This window comes from Nioella sediminis (assembly GCF_001879695.1).
Lineage (GTDB): Bacteria > Pseudomonadota > Alphaproteobacteria > Rhodobacterales > Rhodobacteraceae > Nioella > Nioella sediminis.
On record NZ_MNBL01000048.1, the window covers coordinates 1 to 15,617 of the forward strand.

General features: G+C 63.5%; 18 protein-coding genes. 10 read left to right on the forward strand and 8 right to left on the reverse strand.

Annotation, left to right across the window (positions count from 1 at the left end; all coding sequences use genetic code 11):
* Window positions 1-246 precede the first annotated feature (246 nt).
* The 6 genes from mmsB to BKY26_RS07740 form a co-directional block, all read right to left on the reverse strand.
* Entirely contained in the window at window positions 247-1,122 is an 876-nt protein-coding gene (gene mmsB, locus BKY26_RS07715) for a 3-hydroxyisobutyrate dehydrogenase (RefSeq protein WP_071689822.1), read from the reverse strand.
* A 12-nt stretch (window positions 1,123-1,134) separates the two neighbouring features.
* Window positions 1,135-2,169, reverse strand: a complete 1,035-nt coding sequence (locus BKY26_RS07720; protein ID WP_071689823.1) for an enoyl-CoA hydratase/isomerase family protein — start codon at window positions 2,167-2,169, stop codon at window positions 1,135-1,137.
* Complete coding sequence (locus BKY26_RS07725; protein WP_071689824.1) at window positions 2,169-3,314, reverse strand: acyl-CoA dehydrogenase family protein; 1,146 nt, start codon at window positions 3,312-3,314, stop codon at window positions 2,169-2,171. Before BKY26_RS07725 ends, BKY26_RS07720 begins: the two co-directional genes overlap by 1 nt.
* A complete protein-coding gene (locus BKY26_RS07730; RefSeq protein ID WP_146632867.1) occupies window positions 3,311-3,550 on the reverse strand; it encodes a hypothetical protein in 240 nt (79 codons plus the stop codon). Before BKY26_RS07730 ends, BKY26_RS07725 begins: the two co-directional genes overlap by 4 nt.
* An 84-nt stretch (window positions 3,551-3,634) precedes the next feature.
* A complete protein-coding gene (locus BKY26_RS07735; protein WP_071689838.1) occupies window positions 3,635-4,768 on the reverse strand; it encodes a carboxylate-amine ligase in 1,134 nt (377 codons plus the stop codon).
* Between the two features lie 105 nt (window positions 4,769-4,873).
* Window positions 4,874-5,203: a cupredoxin domain-containing protein gene (locus tag BKY26_RS07740; protein ID WP_071689826.1), complete on the reverse strand. Its 330-nt coding sequence runs from the start codon at window positions 5,201-5,203 to the stop codon at window positions 4,874-4,876.
* A 162-nt stretch (window positions 5,204-5,365) separates the two neighbouring features.
* On the opposite strand from BKY26_RS07740, the gene BKY26_RS07745 reads away from it, so the two are divergent.
* Together BKY26_RS07745 and BKY26_RS07750 are read left to right on the forward strand one after the other, a co-directional pair.
* Entirely contained in the window at window positions 5,366-5,548 is a 183-nt protein-coding gene (locus tag BKY26_RS07745) for a hypothetical protein (protein ID WP_071689827.1), read from the forward strand.
* A 136-nt stretch (window positions 5,549-5,684) separates the two neighbouring features.
* Entirely contained in the window at window positions 5,685-6,365 is a 681-nt protein-coding gene (locus BKY26_RS07750; RefSeq protein WP_071689828.1) for a hypothetical protein, read from the forward strand.
* 66 nt (window positions 6,366-6,431) lie between these two features.
* Here the strand turns inward: BKY26_RS07750 and BKY26_RS07755 are convergent, their stop codons facing one another.
* Window positions 6,432-6,851 carry a hypothetical protein gene (locus BKY26_RS07755; protein ID WP_071689829.1) on the reverse strand — a complete coding sequence of 140 codons (420 nt, stop codon included), beginning with the start codon at window positions 6,849-6,851 and terminating at the stop codon, window positions 6,432-6,434.
* A 190-nt stretch (window positions 6,852-7,041) separates the two neighbouring features.
* Here BKY26_RS07755 and BKY26_RS07760 point away from each other — a divergent pair, with 190 nt between their 5' ends.
* Entirely contained in the window at window positions 7,042-7,566 is a 525-nt protein-coding gene (locus tag BKY26_RS07760) for a hypothetical protein (RefSeq protein ID WP_071689830.1), read from the forward strand.
* A gap of 58 nt (window positions 7,567-7,624) precedes the next feature.
* Here the strand turns inward: BKY26_RS07760 and BKY26_RS07765 are convergent, their stop codons facing one another.
* Window positions 7,625-9,124, reverse strand: coding sequence for a CoA-acylating methylmalonate-semialdehyde dehydrogenase (locus BKY26_RS07765; RefSeq protein ID WP_071689831.1), 1,500 nt, complete (start codon window positions 9,122-9,124; stop codon window positions 7,625-7,627).
* A gap of 119 nt (window positions 9,125-9,243) precedes the next feature.
* Here BKY26_RS07765 and BKY26_RS07770 point away from each other — a divergent pair, with 119 nt between their 5' ends.
* The 7 genes from BKY26_RS07770 to BKY26_RS07800 form a co-directional block, all read left to right on the forward strand.
* Window positions 9,244-10,143 carry a LysR family transcriptional regulator gene (locus tag BKY26_RS07770; protein ID WP_071689832.1) on the forward strand — a complete coding sequence of 300 codons (900 nt, stop codon included), beginning with the start codon at window positions 9,244-9,246 and terminating at the stop codon, window positions 10,141-10,143.
* Window positions 10,144-10,205: 62 nt separating this feature from the next.
* Entirely contained in the window at window positions 10,206-10,640 is a 435-nt protein-coding gene (locus tag BKY26_RS07775; protein WP_071689839.1) for a CBS domain-containing protein, read from the forward strand.
* Window positions 10,641-10,746: 106 nt separating this feature from the next.
* Window positions 10,747-11,244, forward strand: a complete 498-nt coding sequence (gene coaD / locus BKY26_RS07780) for a pantetheine-phosphate adenylyltransferase (RefSeq protein ID WP_071689833.1) — start codon at window positions 10,747-10,749, stop codon at window positions 11,242-11,244.
* A 162-nt stretch (window positions 11,245-11,406) separates the two neighbouring features.
* Complete coding sequence (locus BKY26_RS07785) at window positions 11,407-11,913, forward strand: peptidylprolyl isomerase (RefSeq protein WP_071689834.1); 507 nt, start codon at window positions 11,407-11,409, stop codon at window positions 11,911-11,913.
* Complete coding sequence (locus BKY26_RS07790) at window positions 11,906-12,454, forward strand: peptidylprolyl isomerase (RefSeq protein ID WP_071689835.1); 549 nt, start codon at window positions 11,906-11,908, stop codon at window positions 12,452-12,454. Before BKY26_RS07785 ends, BKY26_RS07790 begins: the two co-directional genes overlap by 8 nt.
* 312 nt (window positions 12,455-12,766) lie before the next feature.
* Entirely contained in the window at window positions 12,767-13,726 is a 960-nt protein-coding gene (locus tag BKY26_RS07795) for a DUF3179 domain-containing protein (RefSeq protein WP_071689836.1), read from the forward strand.
* Between the two features lie 114 nt (window positions 13,727-13,840).
* On the forward strand, window positions 13,841-15,617 hold a 1,777-nt coding region (locus BKY26_RS07800), incomplete at its 3' end, for an ABC-F family ATP-binding cassette domain-containing protein (RefSeq protein WP_071689837.1).

A 15,617-nucleotide genomic window follows, 5' to 3' on the forward strand; every position in this document is an offset into this window, starting at 1 on the left:
AGAGTACCGGCCTGTCACGCCGGGGGTCGCGGGTTCGAGCCCCGTCAACCGCGCCACTTTCCTCACAGTTTGAATCTGTGGCCCTGACGAGCGGTGGCTGCGTGCCTCCTCAAACCCCCGCTTTCGCGGGGGCCTTCGTCGGCCCGCTGTCCGCTGAAGCGGACGGTTGGATCAGGTGGAACCGGATCGAGGGAGACGGCTGTCCCGACGGCGTGACGCGCCATCCCTCTCCTGATCCGATCCCAGTCATTCGCCCCGGTGGCGTTTCTCGAAGCGGGGCAGCATGGCGGAGAAATCCATACCCTTGCCGTCCTCAGCCTCGACGAATTGCGCATAGAGCGCCGCTGCTGCCTGGCCCATGGGCGTGTCGGCATCGGCGGCCTCGGCGGCTGCCTGGCTGAGGCGCAGGTCTTTCAGCATCAGCTCCGCCGCGAATCCGGGCTTGTAGCCGTTGTCGGCGGGGCTTTGCGGACCGACGCCGGGCGCCGGGCAATAGGCATTCATGGTCCAGCTGTAGCCCGAGGAGGTGCTGACCACGTCGAACATCTTGTCGCGTGCGAGCCCCAGCTTGTCGGCCAGCGCGAAGGCCTCGCAGGTGGCGATCATGGTGACGCCGAGGATCATGTTGTTGCAGATCTTGGCGGCTTGTCCGTTGCCCGCCGGGCCGCAATGCACCGCCTTCTGGCCCATGATGTCAAAGAGCGGGCTGGCCGTCGCGAAGGCCGCGTCGCCGCCGCCCACCATGAATGTCAGGGTGCCCGCCGCAGCCCCGCCGACACCGCCCGACACGGGCGCGTCGAGAAAGCCGAGCCCCGCCGCCTCGCACTGGCCCGCCACCTCGCGGGCGGCCTCGACCTCGACAGTGGAGCAATCGAGCAGTACCGCGCCCTTGGCCATGGCCGGGATCACCTCGGCGGCCACGGATTTCAGGATCGCGCCATTGGGCAGCATGGTGATGACCACGTCCTGACCCGCTGCGGCCTCAGCCGCGCTTGCCGCCATGGTGACGCCCTCGGGCGCGGGGGCGGCAAGGTCGAACCCTGTTACCGCGTGGCCCGCCGCCACCAGATTGGCCGCCATGGGGGCACCCATATTGCCAAGGCCGATGAATCCGATCTTCATGATATCTCTCCTTCAGAGGGTCAGAGCATCCGCCCCGAGGGGCCGGAACATGGCGGAAACCTCGGCGGGGGGAACCGCGCCCGGCCCGGCATGGCGCCATTTGGGCGCGTTGTCTTTGTCGATGATGAGGGCGCGGATGCCTTCGAGGAAATCACCTTTTTCCATGGAGCGGGCGGTAAAGCGATATTCCAGATCAAGCGCGCCTTCGATCGTGTCCTTTGCGCGGCTGCGATGGATGAGCTCCACAGCGCAAGCCATTGAAATGGGGGAATTTCCATCCATAGCTTTCAATGCGCTTTTTGCGAGGTCACTATCGGTCACTTGCAGCAGATTGACGATATCGCGCAGGGTTTCACCCCCAAAAAGACTATCAATATCTACCTGTTGTGCGGCGATCTTCGAGTCAGGGACGGACAGGGCGCTGCGATCCACGGCCTCCCAGTCCCCGGTCTCGACCAGCGTGTCGATCAGCGAGGCCCAGTGCTCGCGCGGGATGTAATAGTCAGCGAAGCCCGCATGAATCGCGTCGCCCGGGCCCATGCGGGCGGAGGTGACGCCGAGATATTCGCCCAAGCGCCCCGGCGCGCGGGCGAGGATCAGGGACCCGCCCACATCCGGCACCAGACCCACCTTGGTTTCGGGCATGGCGATGCGGCTGTCGTCGCAGACGATGCGGTGCGAGCCATGGCATCCGACGCCCACGCCGCCGCCCATGACGAAGCCATGCAGGAAGGTGACGACGGGTTTGGGGAAATTGAACAGGGCCGCGTTCATGCGGTATTCGTCCTGCCAGAAGCGGCGGCCATAGCTGTAATCGCCCGCGCTGCCGGTCGCATACATCTCGGCCAGATCGCCCCCCGCGCAAAAGGCCTTCTCGCAGGGCAGCCCGTCGATGATCAACAACTTGACCACCGGATCATCCGCCCAGGCCGTCAGAGCGCGTTCGATCTCAAGGCACATGTCCCAGGTGAGCGCATTGAGCGCCTTGGGGCGATCCAGCGTGATCCGGCTCGCGCGGCCCTCGATGCGGCAGGTGATGTCTGACATTAACCGCGCTCCGCAAGCATTTGGCGAGACACGATAAGTCTCATGATCTCGTTGGTGCCTTCGAGGATCTGATGCACCCGCAGGTCGCGGACGATCTTTTCGATTCCGTAATCGGCGAGGTAGCCATAGCCGCCATGGAGTTGCAGGCAGGTATTGGCCACATCGAAGCTGGCATCGGTCACATACATCTTGGCCATGGCACAGAACTTGGTGGCGTCATGCGCGCCATTGTCCAGCTTCCACGCCGCCTGGCGCAGGAAGGTGCGGGCGGATTGCAGTTTGACCTCCATCTCGGCCAGCTTGAACTGCAGCGCCTGGAAGCTGTCGATGGTCCGCCCGAAGGCCTTGCGTTCCCCCATATAGGCCAGCGTCAGGTCGAGCGCCTTCTGCGCGCCGCCAAGGGCGCTTGCTGCAATGTTCAGACGCCCGCCATCAAGCCCCGCCATGGCGTAGACAAATCCCTTGCCTTCCTCGCCAATCAGGTTCTCGGCGGGCACCTTGCAGTCATCGAACTGCACCTGCGCCGTGGGTTGGGCGAGCCAGCCCATCTTTTTCTCTAAGGCCCCGAAAGAAAGCCCCTCGGCCCCGTCCTCGACCACCACGGTGGAGATGCCCTTGGGCCCATCCTCACCCGTGCGGACCATGGTCACATAGGCATCGGAATAGGAGCCGCCAGAGATGAATGCCTTGGTGCCGTTCAGCGTATAGCCCTCATTCGTCCTCTCCGCCCGCGTGCGCAGGGCGGCGGCGTCCGATCCCGATCCCGGTTCCGTCAGGCAGTAGGAAAACACTTTTTCCATCGTGCAGAGGTCTGGCAGCCATTTCGCCTTGGTCTCGTCCGAGCCGAACTTGTCGATCATGCCGCCGCACATGTTGTGGATAGACAGGAAGCTGCCGACAGCGGGGCAGGACATGGCCAGCGCCTCAAAAACCAGCGTGGCATCGAGCCGCGACAGGCCCGAACCGCCATATTCCTCGGACACGTAAAGCCCGCCAAAGCCAAGCTCTGCGATCTTGGGCCACAGATCCTTCGGGATCGTGCCCGCCGCTTCCCATTCCATCGCGAAGGGGGCGATATGCTCCTCGCCAAAGGCTTTCGCCATGTCGAAGATCATCACCTGTTCGTCGGTCAGTTCGAAATTCATGTGCTCATCCACCTCAGGATTTCGATAATCAGGACCCAGAGGATCATCCAGGCCAGCGCCGCCCCGATCGGCAGCAATCGCAACCAGAAATACTGTCGCCAGGCTCTCAGACCGAACGGGTCTTTCAGTGTCTTCCAGTCCCGCAGCGCCTGCCGGTAGCCGGGGTTGCGCCGGACGACGACATAGGCCGTGCCTATACCGACCACGAAGGTGGAGATGACAACGAAGAGACCCAAGGGCAAGTGGCGGCAATCCTCCCAGAATTGAACACTTGTTTAATTACCAAATCTTGCAAGAGTTTTGCAAGGCGATGCGTGGCGTCACAAATCGGCGTGAAATTCCTCGATCAGGTGGCGCACGACATCGCGCATGGCCTCATCTTGGGGTTGTCCTGCGTCCAGCGAGGCCGCCAGAACCGCGCGCTGCCGGTCAGACGAGGTGCCGCGCAGAACCATGTCGCGGGCGCGCTCCAGCTCGGCGGTGCAGCCTAGATAGGCGGCGTCCTCTGCGGTCAGTTCAATGATCTCCTCGATCAGGTCGGCCATCGGCAGAATCTCCCGCTTGCCGAAATCAATCAGCCCCTCGGAGGTGCCATAGCGCTGCGCACGCCAGCGGTTTTCCTCGATCAGGAAAGCATCATAGAGCCGCCAGCGCTGATTGAGGCCGCGCAGGCGGAAGAGCATGCGGGACAGGCTCTGGATCATCGCGGCCAATGTCAGCGTGTCCTCGAGCCGCGGGTTCACGTCGCAGATGCGGGTTTCCAGCGTCGGGAAGCGCGCGGAGGGGCGCAGATCCCACCAGATCTTGGAACTGTCCTCGATGATCCCGAGATCGACCAGCACATCGACGGTGCGTTCGTAATCGGCGAAAGAGGGGAAGGAGGGCGGCAGCCCGGTGCGTGGCAGGTTGTCGAAGACCGTCAGACGGTAAGACGCCAGTTTCGTGTCGCGCCCCTGCCAGAAGGGCGAGGAGGCCGACAGCGCCAGAAGATGCGGCAGGAAATAGGACAGCTGCCCCATCAGGTCATTGCGCAGATCGTCGGTGCCAAGCCCCACATGCACATGCATCCCGCAGATCAGCATCCGGTTCACCACGCCCCCCAGATCGCGGGCCAGCGCATTGTAGCGGTCCTTGTCGGTGTGGTGCTGGTTCTTCCAATCGGCGAAGGGGTGGCAGGAGACGGCAATCGGGGCGAGCCCATAGGCATCCGCAACGCGGGACACGGTAGACCGCAACCGCTTCAGATCCTCCCGCGCCTCGGCGATATCGGCGCAGACTCGGGTGCCGATCTCGATCTGGCATTGCAGGAATTCCGGGCTGACCTGTCCTTCCAGTTCGCTGACGCAGGCCTCCATCAGCTCTTTCGGGGCCTCGACCAGATCGCAACTGGTCTGGTCCACCAAAAGGTATTCTTCCTCGATCCCGAGAGAGAAGGGGGGCTCTTTGCGTGCCATGATGTCCTCCACCGTTTGCATCAGCAAAACCCGAGACCGGCCATTTGCCAAGAAAAAAGCCCCGGCGCGGGGTCGGGGCTTTCGGTCGCGGCAGAAGAACCGGGGTCAGGTGACGGTGATGGTACCGGTCATGCTGGGGTGGAACGCGCATTTGAACGGGAAGGTTCCTGCGGCGGTCAGCGTGATTTCCCCGGTTTGTCCCCGGTTCAGGCGACCCGTGTCAAAGCTGCCGTCATCGGCGGTCAGCGTGTGGGGGGCGCCGTCATTATTGGTGACGGTGATCGTATCTCCGACGGCGGCCGTCAGTTCGGCGGGGGAAAAGGCAAAGCCTTCGATCGTGACTGCGTGGGCGGCGGCCTGCGACCGGCCCGCGATCAGCGCGAAAGGGGTTGCCAGAAGCGCGGCGAGCGTCGTGCGGCGGGTGAGGGTGGTCATCGGTAATCTCCTGTTGCGAATGCAGGCAGCGTCGCAGGACGCGACAGCCAAAGCAACCTTTGGTTGCGAAAATGACGGGGCTTTGAAAAAAGTTTTGAACCGAGGGCGGGGGTGGGACGACAGACAGGCATACCCTTTGGAAAGACCAGTCAGGACGGACCCATGACCAAGACCTTCGCCATTGCCCTCAGCCTCACTGCCCTTCTTGCTGGCGCCGCTCAGGCCGATCAGGTCACCGGCCGCAGCACCGGCCTGATTGCCCAGATCGACGGATTTGCGTCGGAAGGCGGCCTCGGCACCACCCGCGGCGGCGGTGACGGTGGTCGTGGAACCACGAGCCGCTGAACCACCCCCCCCTAATTTCAGCACGTTTCGGCCCGCCTGGTTTCAGGCGGGTCTTTTCGTTGACAGGGCGCGTTCGTCAGGCAATCCTGACCCCATTACGACGGTTCGATTTCAAGCCATAGCCAGGAGCATCCTCATGAAAAGAAGAAGCTTTCTTTCTCTCGCACTGACATCCATTGGGGCGCTCGGCGTTCCGCTCTCGGCGCGGGTTTTCGCGCAGGAGACCGACGGAGTCTCGCCCATTGGTATCGCGGTCGCCGACAGTCCGCGCGGACGGATCGTGACGCGCGTCTATCCCGGCAACCGGCGTCGAGAGGTCGTGATCATGCTGCGGACCGCGGAAGGCGACGAGTTTCGCCGCATGACCCTGCCGCCGGGAATTATCCGGCTGTCGCGCCGCTTCCTGCAGGAAGGCACGATGCCGCTGCGCGTGGTGGACGTGAACGAAGACAGTGTCGATCTCGATTTCAGGCTGTCCGGTCAGGCCCCCAATATCTCGTTCGATTACCGCGTTGGAAACATCAGCGGTTCGGGCCAGGCCGCCGGCGATGATGATGACGATGATGGCGGCGGCGGCGGTGGCGGCACCCAGGCTCTTGGCTTCTGGGGGTTCATGCTGGCGGTTTTCGCAATGGCCTTCGCGCTTGCCGCCTATGCCATTCACGAGGGCGCGTCGCTGAAACTCCGCTTCCGCTGCGATTCCGGGTTCGAGCCGGGCTGTGAGGGTGAAATTCAGGTCGGAAACCCGATGGAGGATGATGGCGACAACTTCATCGCCGATGAATCCTGCGAAGGTTTGCCTCCCCTTCCATGCTGATGTGACGGGCCTCAGGGAAAGCCCTGCACGCTTGGCGTTTTCCTGCGGACAATCCGGGCTGCAGACCTAACGGGCGGTCTGCAGCAATTCCTCGAAGCTCCGCTCGGGCTGACCGAGCAATTGCAGGGATTCCCGCTCATCTTCCTGGATCAGGGGAATGACAGACCCGGACGGTTCCCAGGACCGGATCACGGACTCGGCCAGTTCCATCGAGACACTGGTCGGGGCGTAGTAGACCAGCAGGGTCTGCACGTCATGTCCAAGGAACACATCCGCCTTGCGCGCCTGCAGGGCAAAGAGCTTGACGTAGTTGGTCTCTATCCCGGTGACGTCCGAAAGGTCCACCAGCTGCTTCTGCCCCGGTCGGAAATCGGGATGGGTGGCGTATTGGCCGAAGACCTCAAGGCTTTCATCCAGCCGCGCGAAGCCGGTGTAGCGCACGTAAACGAGCCCGCGTTCGGGAAAGATCTTGAAGCTGACCGGCATCCGTTGCCTCTTTCGAACCAAGGGGTTGCGGGATCATACTCAGGTCACTTGGTGCAAATCCAGTCGCAATTTCCCGCTTTTCCGACCGATCAGGGCACAGAATTCCCCGGGCGGGGCAAATGTGATATCCTGCCCCGGGGCGCGGTTGCGTGCCCATTTTTCAAGTCGATTAAAGAAACCCGGAGATTTCATGATGCAGCGCAGAGCATTGCTCGCTGGCCTTGCCAGCCTTCCCATCCTTCGCACCGTTCCGGCCTTTGCCGACACCGCCTCCCCGATCATCCAGGTCGCCGCCGCCCCGCGCGGGCGTGCCAGTATTAGCCCGGCACAGGGTGAGGGCTTTCTGCTGGAGGTCAGCGGGTTCAACGCCGGAATGGCGCCCACGGCGCAGTACAGCATCAGAATGCCTCCCGCCTCGCAACTGGGCAACTTCGAGATCCAGCGCCTGCGAGGTCAGCGGATCACGGTTCAGATCGGCAGCAACCTGGGCAATTTCGAAATTCAGGATCTGCAATCCTCGCGCTGGAGTTGGGGCGACTCCATTAGCGGGTCCCTGATGATCGAACGGACCAGCCGACACCCGGCCAGCGGGTTCCTGATCCTCGTGGCCAGTGCCTCAGCGGTCTTTGGTGCCGAAGGGCTTGGGCGCGGCGGTCAGGGGCAGGTCACCGTTGGTCCCACCACAACCGGGTTCCTGCTGGAGGTCTCTGGCTGACACAGCAAAAAGGCCCGGCGCGCTGCCGGGCCTTCCGTCTGTTTCTGGGCGGTTGGGGTCAGTCCATCGCCTTGAAGTTGAACTCGCCGCCTTCCTTGATGCCCGAGGGCCAGCGCGAGGTGATGGTCTTGGTCCGGGTGTAGAAGCGGAACCCGTCCGGCCCGTGCTGGTTCAGGTCACCGAAGCCAGATTTCTTCCAGCCGCCAAAGGTGTGGTAGGCCAGCGGCACCGGGATCGGTACGTTGATGCCGACCATGCCGATATTGATCCGGTTGGCGAAGTCCCGTGCGGTGTCGCCGTCACGGGTGAAGATCGCGGTGCCGTTGCCGTATTCGTGGCTCAGCGCCAGGCCGATGGCTTCCTCGTAGCTGCCAGCGCGGACCGTGGACAGGACCGGGCCGAAGATCTCGGTCTTGTAGATGTCCATGTCGGGGGTCACGCGGTCAAAGAGATGGGGGCCGACGAAGAACCCGTCTTCATAGCCCTGCAGGCTGAAGCCACGACCATCCACGACCAGCTCTGCGCCCTGATCGACGCCGGATTGCACCAGACGTTCGATATTGGCCTTGGCGGCGGCGGTCACGACGGGGCCGTAATCCACGTCATCGCCCGCCGTGTAGGGGCCGACCTTCAGCTTCTCGATGCGCGGCACCAGCTTTTCGATCAGCCGGTCGGCGGTTTCTTCGCCAACGGGCACGGCCACGGAAATTGCCATGCAGCGTTCGCCAGCGGCACCATAGCCCGCGCCGACCAGCGCGTCGGCGGCCTGATCGAGATCCGCGTCAGGCATGATGATCATGTGGTTCTTGGCACCACCGAAGCACTGCGCGCGCTTGCCGGATGCGGCGGCGCGTTCGTAGATATACTGCGCAATCGGGGTGGAGCCCACGAAGCCAACGGCCTGAATGACCTCGCTGTCAAGAATGCCATCCACGGCTTCCTTGTCGCCATTGACCACCTGCAACACGCCATCGGGCAGGCCCGCTTCCTGGCACAGTTCCGCCAGCATCAGCGGCACGGAGGGGTCACGCTCGGACGGTTTCAGGATCATCGCGTTGCCCGAGGACAGGGCAGGGCCCATCTTCCACAGAGGGATCATGGCGGGGAAGTTGAAGGGGGTGATGCCCGCCACCACGCCAAGCGGCTGGCGCATGGAATACATGTCGATGCCGGGGCCGGCGCTGTCGGTAAACTCACCCTTCAGCATCTGCGGCGCGCCGATGCAGAACTCGATCACTTCCAGACCACGCTGCACGTCGCCCTTGGCGTCGGGGAAGGTCTTGCCATGCTCGCGGGAAAGCGCTTCGGCCAGCTTGTCCATGTCGCGGTTCAGAAGGCTGACGAGCTTCATCATGACCCGCGCACGGCGCTGCGGGTTGGTGGCGCCCCAGGCTTTCTGGGCTTCGGCGGCGTCCGCAATCGCGCTGTCCAGCTCCGCCTTGGAGGCCAGCGCCACCTTTGCCTGCACCTCACCGGTGGCCGGGTTGTAGACATCGGCAAAGCGGCCCGACGTGCCCGCCACGCGCTTGCCGTTGATCCAGTGACCGAGTTCTTCCATGGAACCTCTCCTCATCTCCAAATGCGTTGCGCGCAGCATAGTCTTGCATTCCTGCGCCACAAAGGGGCAGGTTTTCAAAATCGTTTTGCGTTTCTGCAAGATGGAGATAAACCCCTGTCATGACACAGAACTGGGACGATCTGCGGGTGTTTCTGGCGGTGGCACGGGCCGAAAGCCTCAGCCGCGCAGGGCAGGAACTGCGCATGGACCCCGCCACGGTCGGGCGGCGTATCGCGCGGCTGGAGGCGTCTCTGGGCGCGATCCTCTTCGCGAAATCCCCGCAAGGCTACGCGTTGACCGAGGCGGGCGAGCGGATGCTGGAGCCATTGGAGGCCGCAGAGGCCGCGCTCAATGCAGGGCAAGGCGCGGTGACCGGGGCCGATGAGGGGCTGTCGGGCACCATCCGTATCGGCGCGCCGGACGGATCGGCCAATTTCCTGCTGCCGCAGGTCTGCGCGCAGATCCGCGAACAGAACCCCGATCTGGAGCTTCAGATCCTCGCGCTGCCGCGCGTCGTGAACCTGTCCAAGCGAGAGGCGGATATGGCCATCACCGTCAGCCCGCCCCAGACCGGGCGGCTCACGGTGCAGAAAGTGGCGGATTATCACCTGCATCTGGCCGCCCCGAGAGAGATCGCTGTCGAGATCCGCAGCCTGTCCGACATCCGGGACCGGCCGGTGATCGGCTACATTCAGGATATGATCTTCGATCAGGAACTGGATTACCTCTCTGCGATCGGGGCCAAGAAGGTCGACCTGGCCTCGAACTCCTTTTCCGTCCAGCTCATGCTGATGCGCACCCGGCGTGGAATCGGCATCGCCCATGACTTCGCCATGCCCTTTGCACCGGAACTCAGGCTTGTGCTGCGCGATCAGGTCTCGCTGACGCGCACCTTCTACCTCGTGCGCCACGCATCCGACCGGGGGTCTGAACGGCTCAACCGCTTTGCACAGGCGCTGGTGACCGGCATGCGCGCTGAAATCGCGCGTTTGGAGGATCTGGCCCGTCACGACGCTTGACATGCCCTAACGTTAGGGGGGACGCTGGAAAAAACCACAAGCCACGAAAAATGGAGGCCGCGATGCTGGTGCAGCAAATTCTCAAGTCCAAACCGGATCAGGGGGTTGTCACGATCAAACCGGGATCGACCATCGGCGACGCGGCTGAATTGCTTTCGGGCAAGCGGATCGGGACCGTGGTGGTGTCGCCCGACGGCAAGTCGCTCTCCGGTATCCTGTCCGAACGCGACATCGTGCGCGAGCTTGGCAAGCGCGGCGTGGCCTGCATGACCGACAGCGTCGATGACGTCATGACCTCCGAGATCATCACCTGCACCGCCTCCGACAGTTCCGACGCGGTTCTGGGCAAGATGACCCAGGGCCGGTTCCGGCACATGCCGGTGATGGACGGCGACGCGATGATCGGCCTGATCTCCATCGGTGACGTGGTCAAGGCGCAGTTGGCAGAGCTTGCCATGGAGAAGGAAGCGCTGGAAGGCATGATCAAGGGGTTCTGACCCCAATTGCCGCAGGTGCGAAGGCAACAACCCCGAAAGGGTTGCAATGCATCGCGCAATATTGTTGCGTGCGGCCCAATCATTGCGGGATGGAAAGGGACCACCCATGCGCATCGGCCTCTATCCGGGAACATTCGATCCGATCACGCTCGGCCATATCGACATCATTCGGCGGGCCTGTTCGCTGGTTGACCGGCTGGTGATCGGGATCGCCATCAACCGCGACAAGGGGCCTCTGTTCTCGCTGGAGGAACGGCTGGAGATGGTGCAGGCGGAATGCGCCAAGCTCTCCGACAAGACCGGAACCGAGATTGTCGCCCATCCGTTCGAGAACCTGCTGATCGACTGCGCCCGTGATGTCGGCGCAACGCTGATCGTGCGCGGCCTGCGCGCCGTGGCCGATTTCGAGTATGAATTTCAGATGGTTGGCATGAACCGCAAGATGGATGCCTCGATCGAGACGGTGTTCCTGATGGCGGATGCACAGCATCAGGCGATTGCGTCGAAACTGGTGAAGGAGATCGCGCGGCTCGATGGGGACATCACCCATTTCGTGCCTCCGGCGGTCAAACAGGCGGTCCTGACCAAATACGGCAAGCTCTGAGCGGGGCGCGAAAGCCGCTTCGAAGCGGCATGCCGAAAGCGCCTTCGAAGGCGCTTGATAAAGGGTTTTCAAAACCCTTCCCGCAAGGCGCTTCGAAGCGCCTTGCCGCCCGGCCCGCTCGCCTCTAAGGTCACGCCCGACCCGAGACCTGAGGAGAGCCAGATGGCCGAGATCAAAGACCCCGAAAACACCATCATCATCGAACTGAAAGACGGCCCCGTCACCATCGAGCTGTTGCCTGACGTGGCCCCGCAGCACTGCGCCCGCATCAAGGAACTGGCCCGCGAAGGCGCCTATGACGGTGTCGTCTTTCACCGCGTGATCGAGGGCTTCATGGCCCAGACCGGCGATGTGGCCCATGGCAATGCCGACAAGGGCCTGAATATCCGCGCCGCCGGCACCGGCGGGTCGGACAAGCCCAATGTTCCGGCCGAGTTCTCCAAGCTTCCTCATGATCGCGGCACCATCGGTGCAGCCCGGTCGCAGAACCCCAATTCCGCGAACTCGCAGTTCTTCATCAACTTCAAGGACAACCATTTCCTGAACGGCCAGTACACTGTTTACGGCCGCGTGGTGTCGGGCATGGAGCATGTGGACAAGATCACACGCGGCGAGCCGCCCGCGAATCCCGACAAGATGATCTCCATGAAAGTGGCCGCCGATGCGTAGGCTGGCGCTCGCCCTCATGCTGATGGCCGCCCCCGCGGCGGCCACCACGCTCGAGATCGACGTGACCGGCGAGGCCCAAGGCACCATCGTCATCGACCTCTTCGAACAGGTCGCGCCGCTGCATGTGGAACGCATCGCGACGCTGGCCCGCGAAGGCGCCTATGACGAGGTCGTCTTTCACCGGGTGATCGACGGGTTCATGGCGCAGACCGGCGACGTGGAATATGGCCGACTGGGACAGGACATGCGCTATGCGGGGCGGGGCGGCTCGGACTACCCCGATCTTGTGGCGGAATTCGATCCCGAACTCAGCTTCGAGCGCGGCATTGTCGGCATGGCCCGCGCGCAGGATCCGGACTCGGCCAATTCGCAGTTCTTCATCATGTTCGACCACGTACCGCAGCTCGACGGGCAATATACCATCGTCGGTCAGGTGATCGAAGGGATGGAGATCGTGGACGCGATCAAGCGCGGCACGGGCCGCAATGGCGCCGTGATCGGCCAGCCGGACTATATCACCGCGATGCGCGTGATCGACTGATCGCCGCACATCACCGCGCATTTCGGGCCTCTGCCATCCCGGCAGAGGCCCGTATCGTTTTGGCAGGTCCGGCCCGCAGGAAGAAGGTAGGTAGCCGCTGCGGCCCGCGTCTGACATGGATCAGGAGGAAGACCTTCGGGGTGGGGCCGGATCGCGGCAACAGTCCCAGGCCAAACGGGATGCCCGTCCCCCCGGCGGATCGGAGCCGCGAGCCGTCGGCATCCAACAGCTCTCACCCGCCATAACCATTGCGTGAGCGGGGCTGTGCAGCCGGACCATTGTCTGCCAGCCTGCCGGTCAGGAGGATCCCCCATGCGCCTGATCACAATCGTTCTTGCCCTTTGCGCGGCCATACCCGCTGCTGCCAACCCCGACCGCTGGCGCGGTGAATGGCCCAATACCGATTTCACCCGGACAGCCGTGGCCTTCGACGAAATCATGTCCGGCGGTCCGCCCCGCGACGGGATCCCGGCCATCGACGATCCGGTTTTCATCCCCGTCAGCGAGGAAACCCGCCTGCGCCCGACCGAGCCGGTGATCGCGGTGGAATTCGACGGCGTCCCCCCGCGTGCCTACCCGATCCGCTATCTCACCTGGCATGAGATCGTGAACGACGTGGTGGGCGGTATTCCTGTCGCCGTCACGTTCTGCCCGCTCTGCAATTCCGCCATTACCTTCGACCGTCGCGTGGGCGGGGACGTTCTGACCTTCGGGGTCTCTGGCAAGTTGCGGCACTCGGACATGATCATGTTCGACCGGGAAACCGAAAGCTGGTGGCAGCAAGCCATCGGCGAGGGGATTGTTGGCGCGCATATGGGCAGCGAACTGACGACCCTGCCCACATGGATGGAAAGCTGGGAGGATTTCCAGGCCCGCAACCCCGACGGCCTGGTGATGGACGAACCGGACGCCCCGCGACCCTACGGTCAGAACCCCTATGTGCGCTATGACAGCTCGGTCCAGCCGTTTCTCTATAATGGTGAGATGCCGCCCCATGACATCCCGCCGCTCGTTCGCGTGGTCCGTGTCGGAGACCGGGCCTGGCCGATGACGCGCCTGGCCGCAGAAGGCGAGATCACAGAGGCGGGAGTGACCATAAGCTGGAGAGCCGGTCAGTCCTCGGCGCTCGACACGCGCGATATCGGCGACGGTCGCGACGTGGGCAATATCCGGGTGCGCGACGGGCAGGGCAGGGACGTGGTGCACGATCTCATGTTCGCCTTCGCCTTTCACGCCTTCTGGCCGGAGGGGGAATGGATGCTGGGCGAGTGAGGCGGGACGGGGACAAGGCGCTTCGAAGCGCCTTTTGACAAGCGGCTTCGAAGCCGCTTCCCCCCCGCCTCACTCCCTGCTTGACCTCCCGTTCCCGCAGCGCTAGCGGAGGCCATGGCACGCGCACCCCTTCTCCAGCTCAATGACATCTCGCTGACCTTCGGGGGCGACCCTGTGTTCGACGACCTGTCGCTTGTCGTCCACGAAGGCGACCGGGTCGCCCTGGTCGGTCGCAACGGATCGGGCAAATCGACGCTGATGAAGGTCATGGCGGGGCTGGTCGAGGCCGATACCGGCAGCCGCATCCTGCCCCCCGGAATATCCGTGGGCTACATGGAACAGGACCCCGATTTCGCAGGCTTCGCAACGCTTGGCGACTATGCCACCAGCGGGCTGGACCCTGCCGATTCGTGGAAGGTGGAGGCCGCTGCCGAGGGGCTGAAATTGCGCCTCGATGCCGCCCCCGATGCGGCCTCCGGCGGTGAACGCCGCCGCGCCGCCCTGGCCAAGCTGCTGGCGGAAGCCCCGGAACTGATGCTGCTGGACGAGCCCACCAACCATCTCGATATCGAGGCGATTGGCTGGCTGGAATCCCAGTTGAAGGACACCCGCGCGGGATATGTCCTGATCTCCCATGACCGGGCGTTCCTGAACGCGCTGACCCGCGCGACTCTGTGGATCGACCGGGGGCAGGTACGGCGCAATGAACAAGGCTTTGCCAGTTTCGAGGATTGGCGCGACAAGGTCTGGGAAGAGGAAGACCAATACCGCCACAAGCTTAACCGCAAGATCAAAGCAGAGGCCCGATGGGCCGTGGAAGGCATCAGCGCCCGGCGCAAGCGCAATATGGGCCGGGTCCGGGCGCTTGGCGACCTGCGCGCCGAACGCGCCGGCATGATCCGCAGGCAGGGCACCGCCGCCATGGCGCTGGAGGAAGGCACAAAATCCGGCAAGCGGGTGATCGAGGCGCAGGGCATTTCCAAATCCTTCGATGGCAAGACCATCTTCAAACCCTTCGACCTGCGCATCCTGCGCGGCGACCGGGTGGCCTTTGTCGGCCCCAACGGGGTCGGCAAGACGACGCTTCTCAAGGTGCTGACCGGCGAAATCGCGCCCGATACCGGCAGCGTCACCCATGGCACGAACCTGGAGATGGCGGTCTTCGATCAGACCCGCGCGGCGCTCGATCCGAATGCGACCCTGTGGGATGCGCTGGCGCTCGATCCCTCCATGGCCGTTTCAGGTGCCTCCGATCAGGTGATGGTGCGTGGCACGCCGCGCCACGTGGTGGGCTATCTCAAGGATTTCCTCTTCGATGAACGCCAGGCCCGCGCGCCGGTGCGCTCTCTCTCGGGTGGCGAAAAGGCGCGGCTTCTGCTGGCGCGGCTGATGGCGCGGGAATCGAACGTTTTGGTGCTGGACGAGCCCACCAACGATCTGGACGTGGAAACGCTCGACCTGTTGCAGGATCTTCTGGGCGATTACCCCGGTACGGTACTGTTGGTGAGCCATGACCGGGACTTCATCGACCGGGTGGCCTCGACCACCATCGCGACGGAAGGCGACGGGTTGGCCACGGTCTATGCGGGCGGCTGGTCCGACTACCGCGCGCAGCGGGCCGAGACCGCGCCCATGCGGGAGGCGGAAAAACCGGGGAGACCGAAAGCACCCGCAAGCGCACCCCGGGAAAAGCCCGCTGGCAAGACCGGGGGCGGATTGTCCTACACGGAATCGTATCGCCTGAAGGAACTGCCCGGCCTGATCGAGCGGCTGGAAGCGGAGATTGCCAAGCTGGAAGACCTGATGTCGGATCCCGAGCTGTTTACCCGAGAGCCGGTGAAATTCCGCAAGGCCAGCGAGGCCCTGGCCGAACGGCAGGGGAAGCTGTCCG